This window comes from Ilyomonas limi (assembly GCF_005233845.1).
Taxonomy (GTDB): Bacteria; Bacteroidota; Bacteroidia; order Chitinophagales; family Chitinophagaceae; genus Ilyomonas; species Ilyomonas limi.
This window is the reverse complement of sequence record NZ_SZQL01000023.1, coordinates 1-25,271: the sequence shown is the minus strand read 5'-3', so window position 1 is coordinate 25,271 and position 25,271 is coordinate 1. Positions and strand designations below refer to the sequence as shown.

Sequence of the window (25,271 nt, the reverse complement as noted above, 5' to 3'; positions counted from 1 at the left end):
TTTAAAATTTATACTCTACGCTAATACGGAAATTACGTGGAGCCTCGGTTTGCCAGTAATAGGCACCTGCATACGGCGAGCCAGAATAGAGGTACGCATTAAGCAGATTGTTTACATTCAGTGCCACACTCAGCTTATCATTCTGCCACGAAAGCGCGCCATCCATTCTAAAGTAATCAGGCAAAGAAGCCGAACTATTGTCAAATATAAACCAGGAAGAACGTTTTACCTGATACTGGTAGCCAGCACCAATACCAACTCCTTTTAATACACCTTGTGGTATACGATAAGATAGCCAGCCATTTGTTATATGCTTAGTAGAGCCAGCTACCGGATTACCCACTACACTTTTATCGTTATCTTTACTAATCTTAGCATCGGTGAAGGCATAGTTGAGTGTAATGTCTAAGGCCTTTGCTATTTGCCCGCGCAAGTCAAACTCTACGCCCTGTGTTTTTGTTTGTCCCAACTGCGTTTGTGCATTTGGCCTGCCACTAACAGCAGTAGCTACATTGTTCTTGATTATCTGGTAAGCAGCGAGTGTAGTATTCCATCTGCCATCAAGCCAGTCTCTTTTAAAACCAACCTCTATATTATTGCCGGTAACAGGAATAAAAGAACGCATTTTTAAACTATCATATCCTGCCTGCGGCACAAAAGCCTGGTCGTATAAACCATAAACAGACGTGGCTTTGTCAATGGAATAGCTGACACCTATTCTGGGTGTTAGCTTTTTCCCTTTATACTTTGTGCCATAATCGTTTTGAGTTACGGTTGTATAACGCCCTGCAAGTGTGATGCGTAATTTATCATTCAGTAGTTGCAACTGGTCCTGCACATAATAGCCAGTGTACGACTGGTTTACAATGCCATAGCTTGCTTCTGCCCTATCCTTAATACTTTTTGAACGATCGAAAACGGGAATCATATTATCCGGAATACCATACACCGGATGATAAATATTAAATACTTCCGGACCTTGCAGTGGTGCAGATTGACTCCAGTCTGCCCAGTAATTCTTTTTACCGGCATCTACACCTGCCAATATTTTGTGAGTAATATTTCCGGTAGTTACTTGCCCGTTTACATATACCTGCGCAATCTGATTTCTACCTATAGCATCCCAGATACTGGTATTCCGGTAAAGGTCGCCATTAGCTTTTACACTATCGTACCACAGGCTGCTGCCCACCTGTTTGAAGCGGAGATAAGCCAGTTGGGTGGTAAACTGCCAATTGCTGCCTAGTTGGCGGTTGAAAGTAAGCGTAGCACTGTGGTCATTAATGTTAGTTGGAGGCAAATTAGGCTCTGCAGTAGTTGCATTTTTTGGCAATTCGCCATACTTATTGGCAGAAAAAGCATAGGCAGAACCGATAGCAGACATACGCGAAAACTGGTAAACATATTCGGCAGTCAGCGATGTTTTTTTATCTATATTGTAGGTAACAACCGGCGCTATCGTATAGCGGTTATTATACTCAAACAAGCGGTGCGAACCTTTATGCTCGGTCATTATATTTAAGCGGTACAGTAGTTTGTCATTCTTTGTAAACTTGCCATCCAGGTCGGCAGTAGCGCGATAGGTATTGTAGCTGCCGTAAGTAAAGTTGATTTCCCGTTTATTAATACCTGTCGGCTTTTTAGTAACTACATTATAAAAACCGCCAGGCTCTCCATTAGCCATCATAAAACCGGCAGGACCTTTTACAAATTCAATTCTGTCCACAAAACTCATATCTTCTGTAAGTGGTCCCCACGGCATACTGATGTTCATGCCGTTGCGAAATGAGGGAATAGCAGAGCCGCGCATATTAATACGGGCATAATTGTCCCAATGCTCTACGCGCGTTACGCCACTTACATTGCGGGTTACGCCTTCCAGCATGTCAAAAACCTGCTGATCCCTCAGCACCTGGCTGGTAACTACCTGTATATTTTGCGGCGTTTGCAGCAGCGACTCGTTGAGGCGTAAAGAGGGAGAAAGCTGACTCACTTTGTAGCCAGTGCGCCCGGTACGTACAACTACTTCTTCCAATTGCTGTTCCGATAGAGACAGCTCAATATTGACTGTTGCCGTAGCAGCTTCGCTTACTGTAACCGGCTGCGAAACAGACTGATAGCCGCTCAGCGATACTTCTACCTGGTAAGTAGCCGGCACCACATTGCGGATAATGAAGCTGCCACTTTCTGTTGTAGTGGCTCCGCGTTGTGTGCCCTGCAATTGTACATGCACATAAGCAGCCGGCTCACCACCTGATAGTTTGATAACACCTTTTATGACTCCATTCTTATTCTGTGCCATTCCTGCAACAGCTATCCCCGTTGCCAACAACACACATATCATTCTATTGAATATGATCCTTGTTGCAGTAGCTTCTTTACTTGTGTTTATCATAGCACACAAAAGTAGTTTGGTGCAACAGCGTCAGCTTTATAAATCGGGAAATTATGGTTTCGAAATAAGGAAAGTAATGGAAAAAGATGCAAAATTTAAAGGATAAAAAGCAGCGCGTACGACTAAAAAAGAAATAAACGTACAAGCAAAAAGAAGAAAAGGTACAAAATTGAGGCACCAGGAATACAAGGAACAAATAAGAAACATACGGGAAGTAGAGTGAACAAGAAAAGTGAAAATAAGGGAGAGTTGTACTCCTGCCACGCACATAAAATTGAAAAACCCCGCCGCAGGCAGGGTTCTCAATTATTCGCACACAAAACTATTATTCAGCTTCGGCAACTACTTCTTTTACCTCAGGTATCATGCGCTTCATCATGCCTTCTATACCGGCTTTCAGTGTTATCATACTGCTGGGGCAACCGCTGCAGCTACCTTGCAGCATCAGGTTTACCACCCCATCATTATAGCTTTTAAATTGTATAGCGCCACCATCCATTTCCACAGCAGGCTTTACGTAATTATCCAGCAGTTCTTTAATGCGTTTTACCACATCATCGTCATCTGCAGCAACGGTATTGCTTGCTTCCTGCTTTATTTTGGATACTTCCTCTTCATTTATTATCACACCGCCATTCTCCAAATAGTCCTTCAAAAACTGTTTGATAGATGGAATTACATCCTGCCAGTCTTCGGTGTCGGATGTTTTGGTAAGCGTAACAAAATTAGAAGCAATAAACACGCTTTTTATAAACGGAAAGCTAAATAATTCTTTAGCCAGCGGCGAAGGTGCTGCACTCATCTCATCCTGAAAATCTATGCTCTTGCCAGGATATAAAAGCTTGTTGGCAACAAACTTCATCGTCTCCGGGTTAGGTGTCATTTCAGTATAGATACTGATAACGGGATTGCCTGTTTTTATCATACAACTAAGTTTAAATTTATGCTTTTGGTATTCCAATATTACTACATTCCTGCCGTATTACAAGAATACATTGCAGCTACAAAATTACTAAAAAACATTTGTTTAATAATTGCGCCTGAAATTGTTACGCTGCAATGACAAAGAAAGCAGTGGGCTTTAAGTAAGATGTTGTAAGCTTTTAGCCGCAAGCTGTAAGTAATGAGGCGCAAGGTACAAAAAGCAAGGAGAAAGGAACAAGATACAGGCATAAGAAGAAAGCGCCAGAGCAATAAGAGGCTGTTATCCGGCAACCTCCATCTGTCATCTCCCTACACTCGCCATTCACAATTCACCACCCAACAAAGCACTATTTATAATATTTTTGCCGCCTTATGATAGCATTCAACCGATTTGTTTTAGATAATGGATTAAGAGTTTTGGTGCATGAAGATCATTCTACTCCCATGGCAGTGGTAAATGTAATGTACGATGTAGGCGCAAGAGATGAAGACCCCAACAAAACAGGTTTTGCACACCTTTTTGAGCACCTGATGTTTGGCGGCAGCATCCATATAAAAGATTATGACGAACCGTTGCAAAAAGCCGGCGGCGAAAACAATGCTTATACTACCAACGATCTTACGAATTATTACTGCCAGTTGCCTGCAGAAAACATAGAAACGGCCTTTTGGCTGGAAAGCGACCGGATGTTGAGTCTTGCTTTTTCGAAAAGGAGTTTGGATGTGCAGCGCAAAGTGGTGTGCGAAGAATTTAAAGAGCATTATATTAATAAACCTTACGGGGATGCGTGGCACAAAATGCGCGAGCTGGCATATAGAGTTCATCCTTATCAATGGATGACGATCGGCAAAAACCTGGAGCACATAGAAAAAGCAAAGCTGGAAGACGTAAAAAGTTTTTTCTTTAAACATTATACACCTGCCAATGCAGTGCTGGTAGTAGCCGGAAAAGTAACAACAGATGAAGTAAAACGCCTGGCTGAAAAATGGTTTGGACCTATTGATGCGGGCACCAAATATACCCGCTATTTACCCGAAGAACCAAAGCAAACCGCTCCACGTTATTTAGAGGTGTATGCCGATGTACCACTGGATGCCTTGTATAAAACGTGGCACATGGACAGTCGATTGGAGAAAGGTTATTATGTAACCGAAATGATAACCGAGATTTTAGGCGGTGGTGGTTCTTCGCGCTTGTATCAATCATTGGTAAAAGAGCAGCAATTGTTTAGCAATATTGATTGCTATCATTTTGGCAGCACCGATAAAGGCTTGCTGGCAATAGAAGGCAAGCTGGTAAAAGGCAGAACGATGGAAGAAGCAGAACAGGCGATTGACGAAGAACTGGAAAAAATAAAAGATACACTCGTAACCGAAACAGAACTGCAAAAAGTAAAGAATAAAACCGAAAGCATGATTGCCTTTGAAGACATGACGATTATGAGTCGTGCCAATAGTTTGGCGTATTATGAACTGCTCGGCAATGCGGATCTGATGAATGAAGAATTAAGTAAATACCAGGCAATTACGGCAGCAGAAATTCAACAATACAGCCGGCAAATATTTGATGTGAACAATAGCAATACATTGCGGTACTATAGTAAGCGGTAGTTGTATTATTATTTATACACAGATTGCAAAATTATCGCCTCATTCTGTAAATGTTGCCGCTTAGACCAAAGTAATGCAAGTATGCATTAGGTGCAATTACAGAATGAGGGGTATATCACTTTAAAAATTACTTTGTTGAATGTAATTACTCCTCCCGCTTCCACAATAAACTTCCATCCCCATAACTCAAAAAACGAAAATCATTTGCTAAAGCATATGCATAAATTCTTTTCCAATCATCGCCTACAATAGCTGCAATCAACAACAACAACGTGCTTTGCGGTTGATGAAAATTGGTAATTAATGCTTTTGCAATGCGCAGTTGATAGCCGGGCGCAATTAAAATTTTAGTTTTAGTGATTAGCTTTTCTATTTGCATTTTTTTCATCCAGTTCAATAAAGATTGCAAGGCATCTGCGGGAGTAATATCTTGTGGCAGATGATAAGCCTCCCATTGCATTACACTAATATTTTCCGCTAAAATATTTTCATTACCAATCACCTTCACGCCCATCCAATACAAACTTTCTATAGTACGCAACGAAGTAGTACCCACTGCAACAATTGTTTTTGGGAGATATTGAATAAGGTGCTCAATAAAAGCGGTACTTACTTCAATAAACTCGGCATGCATATCGTGCTCCGCAATGCTTTCTGTTTTTACAGGTTTGAAAGTACCCGCGCCCACGTGTAGCGTAACAAAATCTTTTTGAATACCCCTTGCCTGTAATTTTTCAAATAAGTTTTCGGTGAAATGTAAGCCTGCTGTTGGTGCTGCTACCGAACCATTATACTTTGCATAAATGGTTTGATACCGTTCTTCATCTTCCTGCTCTGCTACCCTGTTTAAATAAGGGGGCAAAGGAATCGTTCCCAATAGTTGCAATACATCGGCAAAGCTGAGTGTAGTATCATTCCACTCAAATTCAATGATAAAATAATCCTTTTCCTGTTTTACTTTTTTTGCAGTTAATATCATATTTTCTTTACTGCAACTCAGTCTTTCTTCTTTCCACTTTTTAGCGCCACCCACCAAACATTTCCATAGCACTTTTCCTTTTTGCAACATCGCTGTTGTTATATCAGGATAATCATCTGCTGGTTCCAAACAAAATAGTTCTATGGTGCTGCCGGTGTGTTTGGTAAAGTGTAATCTTACCGCCATCACCTTTGTATTATTAAATACCAGCAAGCTATCTGCAGGCAGGCAATCGGCAAGTTGTGCATAAGTGTGTTCATCTATTTTACCACTTTTATACACCAACAGCTTGCTCCTATCCCTTTCCGGCAATGGATGAATGGCAATTCTTTCTTCTGGCAGATGATAAGTGTATTCTTTAATCAATATTTCCTGGGGCAACATCATTGATCGTGCACAATTTATCCACAATAAAAGCACACCTATTCACATCACTTTTGGGGCATTTTTTCGCCAATGCCAATGCCCGTAAGCCTTTCAGCCGTTTTTGATAAGGTGGATAAAATCAACCGCCTGATTTTGGAACTAAAAGTGGGAAAAAGTGTTATTTTGTGTCAGTAAATAATAATTCAAAACCGGATGACAGGCTTTCTTGGCGAATATGAATCCACGCTTGACCCCAAAGGTCGTTTTCTGCTGCCGGGCGGTTTTAAAAAACAATTACCCGAAGGAGAAAGCACATTTGTGGTATGCCGCGGCACCGAAAAATGCCTTTGGTTATACCCGTCATCAAGCTGGAAACCCATATACGATAAGTTGAGTCAGTTAAACGATTTCGACCCCAAAGTAAGGGAATTTCGCCGGTTCTTTTTGGGTAGCGCCAGCGAAGTAGAATTGGATAGTGCTGGTCGCTTGCTGATACCCCCGACTTTAAAAGAATATGCAGGCTTGCAAAAAGATATTACGCTGGCATCGGCAGTAAACAAATTAGAAGTGTGGGATACCACAAGATATAAACAGCTCATCGAATCGTATAGCGAAAGTTTCAGCTTTACCGCAAAGAATGTAATGGTTGATTATAATGTAACAATCTGATGAAGGAAGCAACTCATAATCAACCAGCCGGTAATGACTATCACATTCCGGTTTTGTATCACGAGGCATTGGAAGGATTGAGTATAGTACCGGATGGAATTTATGTTGATGCAACGTTTGGTGGGGGCGGTCATAGCAGGGGCATCCTGGGAAAATTAAGCAGTAAGGGAAAGCTGATTGCCTTTGACCAGGATGCAGATGCTCAGCGCAATGTGCCGCAGGATGAACGCGTGATTTTTGTACCGCAGAATTTTCGTCACCTGCAGCGTTTTTTGCGCTTGTACAAAATAGAAAAGATAAACGGTTTACTGGCAGATTTGGGAGTAAGCAGTCATCAGTTCAACGAAGCTACGCGCGGTTTTTCTACGAGGTTTGAAGGACCATTGGACATGCGGATGGATGCGCGGCAGGAAGGAACAGCAATGAATATACTGCAAACATACAGTGAGCAGCAATTACATAAACTGTTTGAGCAATGGGGCGAAGTAACAAACGCCAAAACATTAGCCAGACACATTGTTCAAAACAGAACAATCAGTTCTTTTAAAACAACCAACGCTTTGATGGCCATGCTGTCGCCGGTGGTAAAAGGTGCTCCCAACAAATACTTCGCGCAAGTGTTTCAGGCTCTGCGCATAGAAGTAAATGATGAAATGGGTGCTTTGAAAGATTTGCTGCAACAGTCTGCACAGGTGTTACAATCCGGCGGGCGCATAGCAGTCATCACCTTTCATTCCATTGAAGACCGGCTGGTAAAAAACTTTTTTCGCCGGGGCAGTTTTGAAGAAATAATAGATGAAAATCCGTTTGAAACAGTGGAAAAGAAGAGCGGCTTTAAAATCATCACCCGCAAGCCTATTGTGCCAACTGCAGAAGAGATGAAACGGAACAGCCGCAGCCGCAGTGCGAAGTTGAGGATAGCAGAGAAAGATTAATAGCATTTATGAAATCATAAAAGAAGAATAATAACAAAACTTAGAAGATAAAGCAACAAGTAAAGACAGTAATAAGCGCGTCAGTAATATCAGAAGACAATCAGTTTAATCATTATCCAAAAACCACATGGCATTAAAACATTCACTCCGCCGCTTAATGAATTACAAATGGGTAACAGCCAATGTACCCTTCTTTTTGTTCTTATCGGTATTAGCTGTTTTGTACATCGCCAACGGACATATAGCCGATAAAACCGTAAGAGACATTAATACCACTGCCAACCAACTAAAGGAATTGCAGTACGAATACAAAACTGTGAAGAGCGACCTGATGTATAAAAGCCGTGAAACAGAAATGATAAAAGCCACTGCACCATTGGGCTTGAAAGTATCGGCAGAGCCGCCCGTGCATATTGTAGTTGAACAAAAAACAGATACTAAAAATAATTGAGGACATTGAAAAACACATCCACCATTGAAGTAAAGCGTGATATACTCTGGAGGGTATATCTGTGTTTTATTGCCATTATACTGGTGTGTGTGGTAGTGATGTCTAAAGCCTTTTACATACAACAAGTACAGGGCGAACATTGGCGCGGCATGAGCGATAGCATGCATCAAAAAATTGTAGAGCTGGATGCCGAGCGCGGAACTATTTATAGCGAAGACGGACAAATGCTCAGCACCAGCATTCCGCAGTTTGATATTTATGTTGACTTTGGTGCAGAAGGATTGCGGGATAAAAGTGGTAAACTTTTCCGGCAAAATTTGGATTCATTAAGCTATTGTTTAAGCAATTTGTTTAAAGACAAATCAGGATCAGCTTACAAAAAAATACTAAGCAATGGCTACGCAAAAAAGACAAGATATTTTTTATTAAAGCGAAAAATAAGCTTTAAAGAGTATCAGCAATTGCGTCAGTTCCCATTGGTAAGGTTGGGCAGGAACAAGAGCGGCTTTATTGCTGAGGTAAGAAGTATTCGCCTCAATCCTTACCAGTTATTAGCCTACAGGACCATTGGATTAAACAGGGAAAATGCACAAAAAATAGGGCTGGAACAAACATACGACAGTGTGCTGAAAGGCACAACGGGCAAGCGTTTGGTACGCTACATCGGCGGTGGCGTGAGTGTGCCGGTGGATGGTGCTTTAGATATAGAACCGGAGAATGGCAAAGACGTAATTACCACATTGAATGTGCACATACAGGAGATTGCCGAGAATGCTTTGATGAACATGATGCAGCAAAGCGAATCGCAAACAGGTACCTGCATTGTAATGGAAACAAAGACCGGCAAGATAAGAGCGATGGCAAATTTGGGTCGCCGCCCCGATGGCAGTTATTGGGAAGATTACAACTATGCCATGCGTGCCACAGAGCCGGGTTCTACTATTAAGCTGGCTACTTTATTAGCGGTATTGAGCGAAGGCAAAACAAGCATCAACGATGTAGTGAAAGTAGGCAACACCGGCACCGCCTTTGTTGGCGTACGCGAAGTAACTGATGCAGAACGTTCGCCCAAGCCGGTAATGACGGTAGCAGAATGTTTTGCCCATAGCTCCAACATTGGCATGAGCGAAATTGCGTACAACACTTTTGCACAGCAGCCCGATAAGTTTATGAAATACCTGCATCAGTTCCGGCTGGATACCATAACAGGTATAGATTTACTGGGCGAATCAAAGCCACGCCTGCCGCGTATGAACCGCCGCAACGAGGGCCTGCACGCTATGGTTACCATGAGTTTTGGATATGCCATACAGATAAGTCCGCTGCAAACATTAACGCTGTATAATGCTATTGCCAATGGTGGTAAAATGATGAAGCCTTATCTTGTAAACAGCATACAAAACGATGGTACTATCATTAAACAATACGGGCCAACTGTGTTAAGAGAAAGTATTTGCAAGCCTGGCATAGTAAAAGCCGCACAGCAATGTATGCTTGCAGTTACTGCTTTTGGTACCGGCAAACCCATATTTAAAGACTGTCCTTATAAAGTGGCCGGCAAAACCGGTACTGCACATGTAGCTGATGGAAAATACGGCTATAACGATGGAGTGTACCAAGCATCGTTTGTGGGCTATTTCCCCGCCGATAATCCACAGTTTACCTGCATAGTTGCTATCAAAACAAAGCCGTATGCGCCATTGCATTTTGGCGGTCAGTTGGCTGCGCCGGTTTTCAAGGAAATATCCGACCGCCTGTACAGCATGTATGTACAACACAGCGATTCTATACGATACGCAACCGATATAGTAAATGACAGCATTGGTTACAATTATATAGGAATGAAAACCGATGTATCTGAAGTGATGAACGCATTGGACATTCCATTTAAAGCATCATCTACGAACAGCGATTGGATAAGTGTATATAAAAATGGAAAAGCACCCGCCGTAGCCGGCAAAACAATGCCTGCTTCCGTCATGCCTTCGTTGCAAGGCATGGGCTTGAAAGATGCCGTTTATCTGTGCGAAAATATGGGACTGAAAGTTCGGGTGAAAGGTGCCGGAAAAGTAACTACACAATCCATTAGCAGTGGTAATAAAATCAGCAAAGGTCAGGTAGTAAGTATTGAATTGAATTAGCTGTTGAACCACAGCGTCACAACGACACAACGGTTCACAACGAAAATGTGAATATAAATATATAATAATTCTCTGTGCCACTCCGTGCCTTTGTGTCGCTGTGGTTCAACAAACAAACATGGCAAATCTGCAAAACATATTATACAAGGTGCATCTGCAAGAGGTAAATGGTGCAACTAATATTGAGGTGAAAGATGTACAGATTGACTCGCGTAAAGTGAGTGCAGGCTCGCTGTTTGTGGCAGTAAGAGGTACAGTTGCAGATGGACATAACTTTATCACCACAGCTATAGAAAAAGGAGCCATTGCCATTGTTTGTGAAGAACTGCCGTTGATGCTGCTGGAAAATATCACCTACATCAAAGTAAGTAACACTAGTGAAGCAGTGGCTTACATAGCGCATAATTTTTATGATGAGCCTTCTGCCAAACTGAAACTGGTGGGCGTTACCGGTACCAACGGAAAGACTACTATTGCCACGCTCCTTTTTAAGCTGTTTGCGCAATTGGGTTATACCTGTGGATTATTAAGCACGGTTCAAAACCAGATAAGCAATCAGGTATTGCCATCCACACACACCACGCCGGATGCTGTTAGTTTAAATTCATTATTAAAACAAATGGTAGAAGCAGGCTGCACGTATGTATTTATGGAGAGCAGCAGCCATGCTATTCATCAGCATCGCATTACCGGATTGAAATTTACGGGCGCTATTTTTAGTAACATCACACACGATCATTTAGATTATCATAAAACGTTTGATGAATACATCCGCGTAAAGAAGAGCTTCTTTGATGATTTACCTTCTTCTGCATTTGCCATTTCCAATCTGGATGACAAGCGCGGAACCGTGATGTTGCAAAACACACAGGCACATAAGTATTATTACAGTTTAAAAAATGTAGCAGATTTTAAAGGCAAGATTTTAGAAAATGCACTAACCGGCCTGATCATGCTGGTGAATGATAAAGAGGTACACTTTAGATTGATTGGAGAATTCAACGCATACAACCTGTTAGCCGTATATGGCGCTGCTGTTTGCCTCGGCGAAAACAGCGATGAGGTATTGCGTATATTAAGTGCCTTGCAGGGCGCTGAAGGCCGGTTTGATTATGTCATCAGCAACAAGCAAATCATTGGTATAGTTGATTACGCACATACACCCGATGCATTGGAAAATGTATTGTCAACTATCAAAAAACTACGCAAAGGTTACGAGCAGGTAATTACCGTTGTGGGTTGTGGTGGTGATAGGGACAAAGCTAAAAGACCAGTGATGGCGCAGGTTGCAGCCGAATTGAGCGATAAAGTAATTCTCACCAGTGATAATCCCCGCAGCGAAGACCCGCAGGAAATTATTGATGATATGCTACAAGGTTTGAATAGTGCCGCCAAAAGGAAAAGTAAAACCATTCTTGACCGTAAAGAAGCGATAACAACGGCAGTAGAAATGGCTAATAAAGAGGACATCATTTTGGTGGCAGGCAAAGGCCATGAGAAATACCAGGACATCAAAGGCGTTAAGCACCTTTTTGATGACAAAGCTGTGTTGCAGAAGACATTTGAACAATTGAATAAATAAAGAGATGATAGTTGCTGATTGACAGATGACAGTAGAAAATACCTTCATCATCAACTAAAAGAAAAAATGACTGGTAAAAAATAATATGTTATTCACCAACGATCAACTTAAAAGAACTAAAAAGAATTATTAACTAATAAAGATGCTGTATTATTTGTTTGGCTGGCTGGGAAAAGAGTTTCACATGAGCGGTGCCGGATTGTTTCAGTTCATCACCTTTCGTGCGGTAATGGCAATCATATTGTCGTTAGCCATCGCCACGATATACGGCAAGCGGTTGATTAATGTATTAAAGCGCAACCAGATTGGCGAAACAGTTCGCGACCTCGGGTTGCAGGGCGAGCAGCAAAAGAAAGGCACACCAACAATGGGCGGCATCATCATTTTACTTTCGATACTGATACCTACGTTGCTGTTTGCCGATTTGGACAAGGTATATATCCGCCTGATGATATTATGCACCGTGTGGCTGGGTATTATTGGCTTTTTGGATGATTATTTTAAACTAAAAGCCCGTAAGGAAGCACAGTTAAAGGGTATCCAATATAAAAAAACAGATAGTGACGGGCTGGCTGGTTTATCAAAAATTATCGGTCAGGTTGGCTTGGGAATCATTATAGGTGTTACGCTGTATTTCAACAGCAATGTGGTGATGGAAAGAGAAATCATTACGCAAAATGGTGTAGAATCCGGCGTGCGCCCCGGCGAACACACCCTGAATGAAGTAGTGCATATAAGAGATGGCAAGCCGGTGCGTTTTGCAAGAGTAAAAACACCTATTACTACCATCCCCTTTGTAAAAACACATGAGTTTAATTATAGCAGACTCATTAGCTGGATGGGTGAAGGTGCAGAAAAATATACGTGGATAGTGTATATCGTTATTGTAACGCTCATTATTACGGCTGTATCCAACGGTGCCAATCTAACGGATGGATTGGATGGATTAGCTGCCGGCGTAAGTGCAATTATCGGTGCCGGCATTGGCATTTTTGTATATGTAAGCGGCAATTTTTTGTGGGCAGATTATCTCAACATTATGTACATACCCAACCTTGGTGAACTATCCATTTTTATAGGTGCGTTTGTGGGTGCATGTGTTGGTTTTTTGTGGTATAATGCCTATCCGGCACAAGTATTTATGGGCGATACCGGCAGCCTTGCACTGGGTGGTATTATTGCATCACTCGCAATCATCGTGCGCAAAGAATTGCTGATTCCTATTTTTTGCGGTGTGTTCCTGGTAGAAAATCTAAGTGTGATTATGCAGGTGAGTTATTTTAAATACACCAGGAAAAAATATGGCGAAGGACGAAGAATCTTTCTGATGAGCCCGCTGCATCATCATTATCAGAAGAAAGGATTTCATGAGAGTAAAATAGCAATACGCTTTTGGATAGTAACGATATTATGCGTGCTGCTTTCCATAGCAACATTGAAGATTAGATAATATTAGAAAAAGGAATAATGAAGGCAAAGCCGAAAGCCTTGCTGAAGGGAAGGGAGCAAAGGTGTTGAAGTCCTGTCCGACTGACGCCAGTCAGGCGGGGAGTGACACACCAACAGCTTAATAGTAGCATCAGAGCTCGTCATCAAAAAGAAAAAACATAAGCTATAAACAATGGCTGAGACCTATACACATACACACCTACAAGATGCACCAGCTACAACGCAATGGAGCTGGAATATAGTAGTGCTTGGCTCTGGCGAAAGTGGCGTGGGCGCGGCTTTGCTGGGCAAGCAAAGGGGCTACCATGTATTTGTAAGCGATGGGGGCAAAATAAAGGACCATTACAAACAGGAGTTAATTGATAACGGGATTGAATTTGAAGAAGGCCGGCATACCGAAGAAAGGATTTTGATGGCTGATGAGATAGTGAAGAGTCCGGGCATACCAGAGAAAAATGAGATGGTGAAAAAGATACGTGCCAAAGAAATTCCAATCATCAGTGAAATAGAGCTGGCGTATCGCTTTAAAGGGGAGAGCAAGATTGTAGCAGTTACCGGCAGCAACGGCAAAAGCACTACTACTTCGCTCATTTATTACATCTGCCAAAAAGCAGGTTTGGATTGTGCGCTTGTTGGCAATATTGGATACTCTTTTGCCAAGCAGGTAGCCGAAAATCCAAAGCCGTTGTATGTAGCAGAAATCAGTTCTTTTCAATTGGATGATATTAAAGATTTCAAAGCGGATGTAGCCGTGTTACTCAATATTACCGAAGACCATCTGGACAGATACGATTACAGCTTTCAAAAATATATAGACAGCAAATTTAAAATAGTACAAAACCAGCACGAACAGGACAACTTCATCTACAACCTGGACGATGAAGTAATAACAAACAAGTTGAAAACCATATTATTAACCAGTAATTTATTGCCATTTACCATGAAACAAGAACCCAAGAAAGGCGCCTACATCAAAGGCGACCAGATGATGCTTAAAGTAAATGAAGAACGCGTAAGCATGAACATTTACGATTTTGCCCAAACCGGCAAACACAATCAGTACAACACGATGGCAGCAGGCGTAGCCGCTATGACGATGGATATACGCAAAGAAAAAATCCGCGAAGCGGTAGAGACATTTGAAAGCCTTGAGCACCGTATGGAGCCGGTAGCGGTAGTGCGTGGCGTGGAATTTATCAACGACAGCAAAGCAACGAATATCAACAGTACGTGGTTTGCATTGGAAAGTATGACCAAGCCCGTAATACTAATATTAGGCGGCACTGATAAGGGCAATGATTACAGCATACTGGAAAGCTTGGTAAAAGAGAAAGTAAAAACCATCGTTTGCATGGGTGTAGACAATACAAAGATTCATGCAGCGTTTGATAAAATTGTGCCGATTGTTGACACAGCCAGCGCACACGATGCCGTACAGGCCTCTTTCGATGCCGCCGAGAAAGGCGATGTGGTATTGCTAAGCCCGGCATGTGCATCTTTTGATTTATTTAAAAATTACGAAGACCGTGGCAAGCAATTTAAAGAAGCGGTAAAAGCATTATAACAATGGCAGAACTGGCTTATATACAGGAGCCTTTCAAACATTTGCAACGAAAGGCGAAAGGGGATAAATACATCTGGAGCAGTGTGCTCTTGCTGGCACTCGCATCGGTGCTGGTGGTATATAGTGCCACCGGGTCGCTGGCGTATAAAATGTACAAGGGCAATACCGAAGTGTACCTCTTTAAGCAAGTTTCGTTTATTATTGTTGGGTTACTGGCCGTTTATTTTTTACATCTGGTTAATTATAAATTTTACTCGCGCGTAGCGCTTATTCTATATCTTATTTCGGTGCCGCTCCTGATTTATACTTTGTTCTTTGGCGCCGAAATAAACGAAGGCAGCCGCTGGATAAAGCTGCCGGTTATCAATATGACTTTTCAAACGAGCGACTTTGCCAAAGTAGCTTTGTTTATGTATATCTCGCGGGAACTGAGCCGCAAGCAGCATGTGATTAAAGACTTTAAAAAAGGCTTCCTGCCGGTGATTATTCCAATAATGATTACCTGTGCTTTAATCATGCCGGCAAATCTTTCCAACGCACTGCTTACCGGTGCTACTTCGTTGTTATTATTATTCATTGGTCGTGTACATGGCAAGCACCTGATGATGGTAATTGGCGTGGCATTAATACCAATCCTGTTAATTGTTGGTATTGCTGCGCTCACCTATACCGGCAAAACTACGGATGGCGTAAAAGAAACTTCTAAAAATAAAGTAGCAGAAAGCCTTACTTCTATGGGCAGATTTGGCACCTGGGTCAGCCGTGTGCAGGATTTTATGTATGCCAGTAATGACGACATTCCTTACCAGGTAGAGCAGGCAAATATTGCTATTGCCAATGGCAGCATTTTATATGGATTAGGACCGGGCAAAAGCCGTCAGCGCAACTTTTTGCCTCAAGCTTACAACGATGAAATTTTTCCAATCATTATCGAGGAATATGGTTTGATTGGCGGGGCATTTATCATTTTTATTTACATGGTTTTCTTGTTTCGCTGCATCAATATTTTCAGGCGGTGCCCGTATGCGTTTGGGGCTTTTCTGGCATTGGGGCTTAGTTTTTCTATGATTATACAGGCGCTGGCAAATATGGCAGTAGGCGTTAATCTCACGCCGGTTACAGGTGTTACATTGCCGCTGGTGAGTATGGGCGGAAGCTCATTTTTATTTACCTGCGCAGCCATTGGAATTATACTCAGTGTAGCAAGAAATGTGGAGCAGTTGGAAGGCAAGAACGTGGAGCCACCGGCAGCGCAAATGAAAGAAGAAAAGAAGGCATTGCAACCTGCTTAAGTGCAAGTTTTTTGAACCACAAAGGCATAAAGGGACACAGGAAACGCAAAGGGCATAAACGTAATATTTTAATAAACTGATTAATTATAAAAAGCGCATAAAGTACTGGTTTTCTACCGTTGGGTGTCTTGCCCACCGGAAAGTTTAAAATAGCAAAATCATTTCGGTAGGTGAGGCGCCTGCTGATAGAATATTAATGACGGATTTAAATAAAAATATAAGTTCTCGAAAGTCCCCTTCAGGGGCTTCTTCGCTACGAATCATCGTAGCAGGTGGCGGTACAGGTGGACATATTTTTCCGGCTATCGCCATTGCCAATGCCATCAAACAAACAAGACCGGATACCCAGTTTTTGTTTGTAGGTGCCAAAGGTAAAATGGAGATAGATAAAGTACCGCAGGCAGGGTATAAGATCGAAGGTTTGGATATTGCGGGCTTTGAAAGAGGTTCGCTCATTAAAAATATTTCGCTGCCATATAAACTGGTAAAAAGCTTCATCCAGGTCAGCAATATCTTCAAACGTTTCAAGCCCGATGCAGTGATTGGTGTTGGCGGTTATTCTTCTTTCCCGGTGTTGCGCTATGCACAACGAAAAGGTATTCCCACTTTTATACACGAAAGCAATTCATTTGCAGGCAAAAGCAATATATTATTAGGCAAAAATGCTACTAAAATATTTGTTGCCGGCGAACGCATGGAAAAGTTTTTTCCGGCAGATAAAATCGTTATCACCGGCAACCCGGTGCGGAAATCTATCATGGAATCAACGGCATCTAAGGCGGCTGCATTGAGTTTTTTTGGTTTAGACCCTAATAAAAAAACCATCCTCGCTGTTGGTGGCAGCCTCGGTGCAAGAAGTATTAACAAGGTGCTTGCAAGGCACATCAGTGAGTTGGGACCGCTCAACCTGCAACTAATATGGCAAACCGGCAAAACTACAGCCGACCTGTACATACAAGCCAGCAAAAATAACCCTTGCGTGTGGGTAGGCGATTTTATACAGGAAATGGATAAAGCGTATGCCGCTGCCGATGTAGTGATTTCGCGCTCGGGTGCCATGGCGGTTGCTGAATTGTGCATTGCAAAAAAGGCAGTAGTTTTTGTACCTTTTCCGTTTGCAGCCGAAGACCATCAGACTGCCAATGCCAAACATCTGGTTAATAGAAATGCAGCTTTGATGGTGAAAGACGAAGAAGCGCAAGCTAAGCTGTTTCCTACTGTTACTAATTTGATTTTTAATGATAAAAAAATAAGAGCATTAGAACACAATATTGCAAAGTTGGCAGTAACTGATGCGGCGGATATGATTGCAATAAAAATATTAAATGCCCTAAATCCCTGAAGGGACTTTGAAAGATCGGTTTAACTAAAGAATTTGATTTTTAATGGAACAACAGGAAAACATACATATAAAAGGCAATATTGCTAAAGGCTCCCCTTTGGGGGCGGGAGGGCTTTACTTTATTGGTATTGGTGGCATTGGTATGAGTGCATTGGCGCGCTATTTTAAAAGTAAAGGTGCGGCTGTGAGTGGCTATGACCGCACTCCTACCCCACTTACACAAGCATTAGAAACATTGGGCATTGCCATACATTACAACGAAGATGTAAATGCAATACCGAAGAACGTAGATGCAGTGGTTTATACACCTGCCATTCCTGCCAATCATCAGGAACTTGTTTATTATAAAGAACACAATTATACTGTATTAAAGCGCAGTGATGTATTACAATGGATAACTGCTAATTCATTCAACATTTGTGTTGCCGGTACACACGGCAAAACAACAATTACCACAATGATTGCACATTTACTGCGCGATAGTGAATATGGTTGTAATGCCTTTCTCGGTGGCATCTCTGCAAACTATCAAACAAACTTTTGGAGCAGTGAAAATAATGTAGTGGTAGTAGAAGCCGATGAGTATGACCGCTCGTTTTTAAAACTGCGGCCCGATGTAGCAGTCATCTCCGCCATGGACCCCGACCACCTGGATATTTATGGCACTGCCAAAGCCATGGAAGATGCCTTTGTGCAATTCTCGCAAAAAGTAAAAGAAGGCGGTTGCATTGTTGCGAAATATGGTATGAAGCGCAGCAACGAATTACAAGCAGCAACAGTTTATACCTATAGCTTTAATAAAGAAGAAGCAAATGTATTTGCCCGTAATATTCGGGTAGAAAATGGTTCTTATAAATATGATATCATTCATAAAAACTGGCAATTGAAAGATGTTGTTTTGCACATGGGCGGCCTGCATAATATTGAGAATAGTATTGCCGCCATTACCGTTGCAAAACACCTAAATATTGATGATGAAAAGATAACAAAAGCGGTTGCCAACTTTAAGGGGGTTAAGCGCAGGTTTGAATACATTATTAAGAATGAGAAACACATTTTAATAGATGATTACGCACATCATCCTGAAGAGTTACGGGCTTTAATAACAGGCGTGCGCAGCTTGTATGGCAGTCAAAAATGTACGGTTATTTTTCAGCCTCACTTATTCAGCAGAACAAAAGATTTTGCGAAGGAGTTTGCTGAAAGTCTGAGCCTTGCTGATGAGGTAATTTTACTGCCTGTTTATCCGGCAAGAGAATTGCCCATACCGGGTGTAACAAGTGAATTGATTTTTCATCAAATGACTATTAGCAATAAGAGGATTTTATCTAAAGAAATGATGCTGCAGGTAGTAGCTACAGAAAGGCCAAAACTATTGGTGATGTGTGGCGCCGGTGATATTGATGCATTGGTGCAACCTGTAAAAAATATTTTAATGAATGCATAAAACATGTGGAAACAACGTATTATATCGTCTCTTTGGTGGCTATTGGGCTTGTGCCTCTGCGGCTTGCTCACGGCTGGTATGCAATACAAAAAGCATTTGCCTTGCAGCGATATAAAAGTGAATATTGAAAGCGTGAAAGGACATGTTTTTATAGATGAAAAAGACATTACACAGATCCTGAAGAAGAATGGTGCAGCAATAGGTAAACCAGTGTCAGACATTCATTTGCAACAACTGGAAAATATATTAAAACAACAATCATGGATTTACAATGCAGAACTGTTTTTTGATAACAACCAGGCGTTGAATGTACGTATAGAGGAACACGAGCCGCTGGCAAGAATTTTTACTTTGCAAGGCACCTCTTTTTACATAGATACCAGTGGTATGCAATTGCCTTTAAGCAATGATTATTCTGCCCGCGTACCGATGTTTACCGGATTTACGTCCACCAGGAAAAAGCTGTCCAAACCAGATAGCTTATTGATGAATGATGTAAAAACGATTGCGTTGCATATTCAGCAGGATTCTTTCTGGAGCGCACAGGTAGCGCAGGTAAACATTACACGCGATAAAACGTTTGAAATTATTCCGGTGCTGGGCAATCAGACAATAAAACTCGGCAATGCCAACAATCTGCAATCCAAGTTTGACCGGCTTACTGCTTTTTATAAACAAGTATGGTCAAGACAAAGCTTTGAGAAATATGAAACCATTTCGGTTGAATTTAATGGGCAGATTGTAGCAGTAAGGAGAGGCTTAGCAAAATCAGTCGTTGATTCCGGGCAGGCGCTGCAGCTCATCAGTGCCATGCGTAGCAGAACAGACATCGCAAAGGATACAGTTGCCGTAGCATCTGTCATTGCCATTTCGCCACCATTGCTTACTAATAAAACAGATTCTTTGGCACAGCTAAAAAAGAATGCAGTAGTTGTAAATAAAAGTATTAAACAGAATAATACAACCAAACACAACAAACCACTGGTTACAACAAAAAGAACGGCAAAAGAGGCAAAGGAAGCAGTAGTGAGAAACAATAAGAAGGCATCGGGATAAAATAGTGTGAAGAAAAAATTTATTCAGTATAAAATGTGCACGCGGTAAAATATTTCATTATATTATTTGTGTCTTTGCATACGAATAGTTTGCGAAGTGGGAGTAAGAAAAACCTTGAGCCCAACATAAATAATATCCTTGTTGCCGTAAAAGAAAATTGAAGTACAAATGCCTGATCAAGCCACATAAGATCAGTAAGCCAAAATGCATGATTGTGTGAATTTGTAAACCTTCGTTTTTAAAAAACAGATAAAAGATACGTGAGGATTGGCATAGGTGAATTACGATACAACTAAAAACATATATATGAGTACGCAAGAAGCTCCTATCATTGTAGGATTGGATATTGGCACTACAAAAATTGCTGCTATTGCCGGGCGAAAAAACGAATACGGCAAACTGGAAATCTTAGGCTTTGGACGTGCTAACAGCAATGGTGTACAGCACGGACAGGTACTGAACATTGACCAGACTATCAAAGCTATTCAGCAGGCGCTGACTGCCTGCTACGACAGCAATCCCGATCTCGAAATAAAAGAGGTATATGTGGGTGTTGCCGGTCATCATATCAAAAGCCTCCAAACACGCGGAGACATGGTAAGGCAAACCAGTGATACCGAAATTAATCATGCTGAAATTGAAATGCTGATAGAAAATCAGCGCAAGACTTTTATACCTGCCGGCGACCAGATTATTGAAGTTATCCCGCAGGATTTTCACGTAGATAATTTTCAAAACATCAAAGACCCCGTAGGTTTTAACGGCGTGAAAGTAGGCGCCAATTTTCATATCATCACCGGCGACAGGAATGCCATTCGCAACATCAACCGTGCGGTGGAGCGTAGCCATTTGAAAGTAAAAGATTTGGTGTTGCAACCGCTTGCTTCCGCTGCTGCGGTAATGAGCGACGTGGACATGGAAGCCGGCGTAGCTATATTGGATATCGGCGGCGGCACCAGTGACCTTGCAGTATTTTATGATGGTATTTTAAAACACACTGCCGTTATACCATTTGGTGGCGAAAATATCACCAATGATATACGCATGGGTTTAGGTGTTTTAAAAGGACAAGCTGAAGCAATGAAGGTACAATTTGGCAGTGCGTTGGCCGAAGAAACAAAAGCCAATGCCTTTATTACCATTCCGGGTTTAAAAGGCATGCCTGCCAAAGAAATCAGTGTAAAAAATCTGGCAAATATTATCCAGGCAAGAATGAGCGAAATACTCGATTTTGTAACCTATCATCTTAAACAAATCGGGTTGGATAAAATGTTGAATGGCGGTATCATCTTAACGGGTGGCGGCTCCCAATTAAAACATTTAATTCAACTTACAGAATATACTACCGGATTGAATGCAAGAATTGGCTTGCCTAACGAACACCTGGCAGCTAACCACGTGGATGAATTGAAGAAACCAATGTATGCTACGTGTATTGGTTTGATATTAAAAGGCTACAACGATTACGAGCACAACAAGAAAGATTTTGACGATAGCTTTGCCCGTACAACGGAAGTGCCGAGAGGATTGAAGAAAGAAGAAGACTTTGCTCCGCAAAAAGAGCAATTGGCAGCAGAACCAGTAGCGGTAGATGTTGCCCAGCGCAAAAAAGGATTGAATTCTTTTTGGGATAAGTTTAAAGACAGCATCATTGATCTATTTAAAGAAGAAGGCGACCGGGAAATGAAATAAAAGGACTTTATAAATAAGGAATGTTTTTATTATGAAATGAGTTGCATTATTTTAATAAAAACATTCCTTATCCTATTTTAATTGATTACAGAATATGCAGGTATTTTTCACCAGAAAAGAAAATAAAAAATTTGCATATAGTTGAAAAAAAACGCGCTTCAAACCATTCTTTTCACATTTAAAACTTTTACTTCGCAGGGCACAACTAAAGCTCTATTATTACCGTTCAGGAAGGTTCAACATACAACTAAAGGGCACACATCATTACAACAACTAAACAAAACATACTATGATTCATTTTGATTTGCCAAAACAAAAGTCTTCTATCATCAAGGTGCTGGGTGTAGGCGGTGGTGGAAGCAATGCCGTTAATTACATGTATGGCGAAAGCATAGAAGGCGTTGACTTTATTATTTGCAATACGGATGCTAAAGCATTGGAGCAAAGTAGAATACCTAATAAAATTCAGCTTGGGCCACATCTCACAGCGGGATTAGGTGCCGGCGCCAACCCCGAAGTTGGTAAGCAAGCCACTGAAGAGTCGCTCGAAGAAATTAAACGTATATTGGAAGTAAATACCCGCATGGCATTCATCTGTGCAGGCATGGGCGGCGGTACCGGTACCGGCGGCGCTCCTATCATTGCCAAGATATGCCGCGAACTGGGCATTCTTACGGTGGGTATCGTTACTACACCATTTCCGTTTGAAGGTCCGCGCCGCATTGCGCAAGCCGAAAATGGTATTCGCCAGTTGGAGCCGTTTGTAGATACCTTACTGGTTATCAGCAACGATAAATTGCGCATGCAATATGGCAATCTCAAAATGCGTGAAGCATTTGGCAAAGCTGATAATATATTAGCAACTGCTGCCAAATGCATTACTGATATTATCAACAGCCGCGGTCATATTATAGTTGACTTTGCCGATGTATGCACCGTAATGAAAAATGGTGGCGTAGCTATCCTTGGCTCATCGGCAGTGGGTGGTGAAAACCGTGCACAACGTGCGATAGAAGAAGCATTGAACTCGCCGCTGTTGAATGATAATGATATTCGTGGTGCCAAGTGGATTCTTATCAACATCAACAGTGCCGAAGGGGAGAATGAATGTACGATGGACGAATTGGAAATCATCAACAATCACCTTCGCACGCAAGCCGGTGAATTTTCGGATGTGATAGTAGGTATGGGTTACGATAATAACCTGGATGATAAAATTGGTATTACGCTGATTGCTACCGGTTTTGAGCAACGCGATCCGTTTGCTAAAATAGAACCTCCCCAAAAGAAGCCGGAGCCGAAAGAAGAAAAAATCATTATGACCCTGGGCGTGGAAGGCGAAGAAAAAAAGCAGTATGCTAATGGTGTACAGCAGCCTGCCAAGCCAGCCAACCCGCTAATGCCAACACTCTCCGAAAATAGCCCGGAACCGTTTGTAAAAGCCGCGCCTGAAGTGAAGGGAGAGCAGGAAGAAAGTATGGTATTGCACTTTGATTTTATAGAGCCGCAGGCACCAACCTTGCCGCAGCCAAAAGAAGAAGAGCCACTGCCTTACCGTATGGAATATACCGAAAAGCCTGCTAATCAGCCGCAACCTGCTGTTAATACATATACCAACGGTTTCTTACACCGTCCTTCCAACGTATATGCAGAAGCCGCTAAGCCGCAACAGCCTAAGCAGCCGGAAGCACCTACTAAGCAGCAACCCTATGTACAGCAGCCGCAGGCGCCAAGACCAGCAGCTTTTACACCACCGCAACCCGAAGTGCAGCGACCTTCTTATACACCATCGCAGCCACAGCAAGAAATGCCTAAGCCTGTTGCGCCGCAGCCCAAGCAGCAGGAGCCGGCAGAAGAGGAAGCACCTATGATGGAGTTGGTGATAAAAGAAACCTCGCCCGCTACACCGCCTGCTCCGCAGCCACAGGTAGCGCACCCGCACTATGGCATGAGCAACGAAGAAGAGGAAAAAAGATTACGTGCACAGGAACGTCTTGCCAAGCTGCGCAATTTGTCTTACAACATGAGCAGTCCCGAAGTAAGCAATGAATTTGATAACGTGCCTGCTTACGTGCGCCGCAACATGGAGTTGTTTGGCAATTCACTCGCTTCGGCAGAAAACTATTACAGTAAAGTAACGGTGAATAAAGATGATAACAACGAAACGCAGTTATCTACACTCAATACCTTTTTAGACGGCAAGAAGCCCGATTAGTATGTTATGATCGTGTTTTTAGTTGTAGTCCCCGGTTGTTTTACCGGGGATTTTTTTGTTTAAAAAGGTACTACTTATAAATAAAAGAGATTACGTATAAATGCATTGGCGAACTTTATAAATAAAAAGAAGCGAATACAAATAGGTTGGTACTTAGCAGCGTAAAACGTTTTGGCGGAATTAGAAGTTCGTATAATATTTGTGTTAGCTGCCATGTGGAAAGTTATCTCGGTTGCATCTTATAATCATGAAGCTTATCCTTTTAAAATTATTCCTTATTCTATCCATCACTGGCTATTGCCAATACTATACTATAAAAGGAAGAGTTTTTGATGTGTCAGGAAATGTAGTTTCTTATGCAACCATTAAAAGTATGAAAACAGGTGTGAGTTTTTGTAGTGATAAGGAGGGATTTTTTACATTTCAGACACCCTACAAACATGACACTTTGATTTGTAATCACATTTCATTTCAAAAGCAAACTGAAATACTTTCGGGAAATGACACTATAAACTTTTTCTTGATTCCAAATATTCCTTCGTACTTCATTGAAACTAAAACTGACAATCTCAACACAATTGATAGTGAAGATTCAGATTTAATAAAGCGATGGTATAAAGACGACAGTGTTAAAGATTATTATTGTCCAAAAGACATACTCATAGAAATTCCTGCAAAGTATTCTTATCGTAACAAAAGGGAAGATTTAGATAAAGATTTTAAAAGGATTTATGATAGTCTTACTTATCCACATTTTGACGGAACTATTAAAGTAGGATTGTTAATAGATAAAAAAGGAATTCTTGAAAATATCAGATTAATAAAGGGCATAAGCAACACTATTGACACAGTAGTAATTAATACATTAAAAATGATGCATCCCTGGCACCCTGCTATTCAAGCCGGACGAAATGTTGAATTTTACGTTGAATTAGAAATTGAGTACAAAGAATTATGAACTTACTTTATGAGAACAACACAGCAGCCAACACAGGTATTGCCAATACTTAGGCTGACGAATGTCATTCGACATTTGTATGTCTCGTCCTGAAATAGGTTGACTAAAAAACAGCCTATTTATGGATTTAAAAACACAAATTATTACAGAGTATTTAACGCAGGGAGTGGGCTTCAGACAGCTTGCTCAAAAGTATGGCATCA

Annotated in this window: 18 protein-coding genes; 15 read left to right on the top strand and 3 right to left on the bottom strand. The window is 41.6% G+C overall.

Going from position 1 to position 25,271, the window contains the following annotated elements; translation table 11 throughout:
- Window position 1 precedes the first annotated feature (1 nt).
- Together FC093_RS20590 and FC093_RS20585 are read right to left on the bottom strand one after the other, a co-directional pair.
- Entirely contained in the window at window positions 2-2,395 is a 2,394-nt protein-coding gene (locus FC093_RS20590) for a TonB-dependent receptor (protein ID WP_240743391.1), read from the bottom strand.
- A 325-nt stretch (window positions 2,396-2,720) separates the two neighbouring features.
- The gene (locus FC093_RS20585) at window positions 2,721-3,320 is read right to left on the bottom strand and encodes a NifU family protein (protein ID WP_137263701.1); all 600 of its coding nucleotides are present in this window, start codon (window positions 3,318-3,320) and stop codon (window positions 2,721-2,723) included.
- 371 nt (window positions 3,321-3,691) lie between these two features.
- Between FC093_RS20585 and FC093_RS20580 the strand changes: the two genes are divergently transcribed.
- The gene (locus FC093_RS20580) at window positions 3,692-4,930 is read left to right on the top strand and encodes a M16 family metallopeptidase (RefSeq protein ID WP_137263700.1); all 1,239 of its coding nucleotides are present in this window, start codon (window positions 3,692-3,694) and stop codon (window positions 4,928-4,930) included.
- Between the two features lie 145 nt (window positions 4,931-5,075).
- Here FC093_RS20580 and FC093_RS20575 read toward each other — a convergent pair whose 3' ends face one another.
- On the bottom strand, window positions 5,076-6,296 hold the full coding sequence (locus FC093_RS20575) for an S-adenosylmethionine:tRNA ribosyltransferase-isomerase (protein WP_240743390.1): 1,221 nt from the start codon (window positions 6,294-6,296) through the stop codon (window positions 5,076-5,078).
- A gap of 192 nt (window positions 6,297-6,488) precedes the next feature.
- Here FC093_RS20575 and mraZ point away from each other — a divergent pair, with 192 nt between their 5' ends.
- From mraZ to FC093_RS20505, 14 genes are all read left to right on the top strand, one after another.
- Complete coding sequence (gene mraZ / locus FC093_RS20570; RefSeq protein ID WP_137263699.1) at window positions 6,489-6,944, top strand: division/cell wall cluster transcriptional repressor MraZ; 456 nt, start codon at window positions 6,489-6,491, stop codon at window positions 6,942-6,944.
- Window positions 6,944-7,879, top strand: coding sequence for a 16S rRNA (cytosine(1402)-N(4))-methyltransferase RsmH (rsmH, locus tag FC093_RS20565; protein ID WP_137263698.1), 936 nt, complete (start codon window positions 6,944-6,946; stop codon window positions 7,877-7,879). The genes mraZ and rsmH overlap by 1 nt, the downstream gene beginning before the upstream one ends.
- A 127-nt stretch (window positions 7,880-8,006) precedes the next feature.
- Entirely contained in the window at window positions 8,007-8,330 is a 324-nt protein-coding gene (locus tag FC093_RS20560) for an FtsL-like putative cell division protein (protein WP_206106643.1), read from the top strand.
- A 5-nt stretch (window positions 8,331-8,335) separates the two neighbouring features.
- Entirely contained in the window at window positions 8,336-10,471 is a 2,136-nt protein-coding gene (locus FC093_RS20555; RefSeq protein WP_240743389.1) for a penicillin-binding protein, read from the top strand.
- Between the two features lie 118 nt (window positions 10,472-10,589).
- Window positions 10,590-12,053, top strand: coding sequence for a UDP-N-acetylmuramoyl-L-alanyl-D-glutamate--2,6-diaminopimelate ligase (locus FC093_RS20550; protein WP_137263697.1), 1,464 nt, complete (start codon window positions 10,590-10,592; stop codon window positions 12,051-12,053).
- Window positions 12,054-12,195: 142 nt separating this feature from the next.
- On the top strand, window positions 12,196-13,503 hold the full coding sequence (gene mraY, locus FC093_RS20545) for a phospho-N-acetylmuramoyl-pentapeptide-transferase (protein WP_137263696.1): 1,308 nt from the start codon (window positions 12,196-12,198) through the stop codon (window positions 13,501-13,503).
- A gap of 171 nt (window positions 13,504-13,674) precedes the next feature.
- Complete coding sequence (murD, locus tag FC093_RS20540; protein WP_137263695.1) at window positions 13,675-15,066, top strand: UDP-N-acetylmuramoyl-L-alanine--D-glutamate ligase; 1,392 nt, start codon at window positions 13,675-13,677, stop codon at window positions 15,064-15,066.
- Window positions 15,067-15,068: 2 nt separating this feature from the next.
- Complete coding sequence (locus FC093_RS20535) at window positions 15,069-16,358, top strand: FtsW/RodA/SpoVE family cell cycle protein (RefSeq protein WP_137263694.1); 1,290 nt, start codon at window positions 15,069-15,071, stop codon at window positions 16,356-16,358.
- Window positions 16,359-16,554: 196 nt separating this feature from the next.
- A complete protein-coding gene (gene murG / locus FC093_RS20530; RefSeq protein WP_137263693.1) occupies window positions 16,555-17,700 on the top strand; it encodes an undecaprenyldiphospho-muramoylpentapeptide beta-N-acetylglucosaminyltransferase in 1,146 nt (381 codons plus the stop codon).
- Between the two features lie 43 nt (window positions 17,701-17,743).
- The gene (murC, locus tag FC093_RS20525) at window positions 17,744-19,147 is read left to right on the top strand and encodes a UDP-N-acetylmuramate--L-alanine ligase (RefSeq protein ID WP_137263692.1); all 1,404 of its coding nucleotides are present in this window, start codon (window positions 17,744-17,746) and stop codon (window positions 19,145-19,147) included.
- 3 nt (window positions 19,148-19,150) lie between these two features.
- On the top strand, window positions 19,151-20,203 hold the full coding sequence (locus tag FC093_RS20520) for a cell division protein FtsQ/DivIB (RefSeq protein ID WP_137263691.1): 1,053 nt from the start codon (window positions 19,151-19,153) through the stop codon (window positions 20,201-20,203).
- A gap of 306 nt (window positions 20,204-20,509) precedes the next feature.
- Window positions 20,510-21,895, top strand: coding sequence for a cell division protein FtsA (gene ftsA, locus FC093_RS20515; protein ID WP_137263690.1), 1,386 nt, complete (start codon window positions 20,510-20,512; stop codon window positions 21,893-21,895).
- A gap of 289 nt (window positions 21,896-22,184) precedes the next feature.
- Complete coding sequence (ftsZ, locus tag FC093_RS20510) at window positions 22,185-24,110, top strand: cell division protein FtsZ (RefSeq protein WP_137263689.1); 1,926 nt, start codon at window positions 22,185-22,187, stop codon at window positions 24,108-24,110.
- A gap of 247 nt (window positions 24,111-24,357) precedes the next feature.
- Window positions 24,358-25,068: an energy transducer TonB gene (locus FC093_RS20505; RefSeq protein WP_137263688.1), complete on the top strand. Its 711-nt coding sequence runs from the start codon at window positions 24,358-24,360 to the stop codon at window positions 25,066-25,068.
- Window positions 25,069-25,271 lie beyond the last annotated feature (203 nt).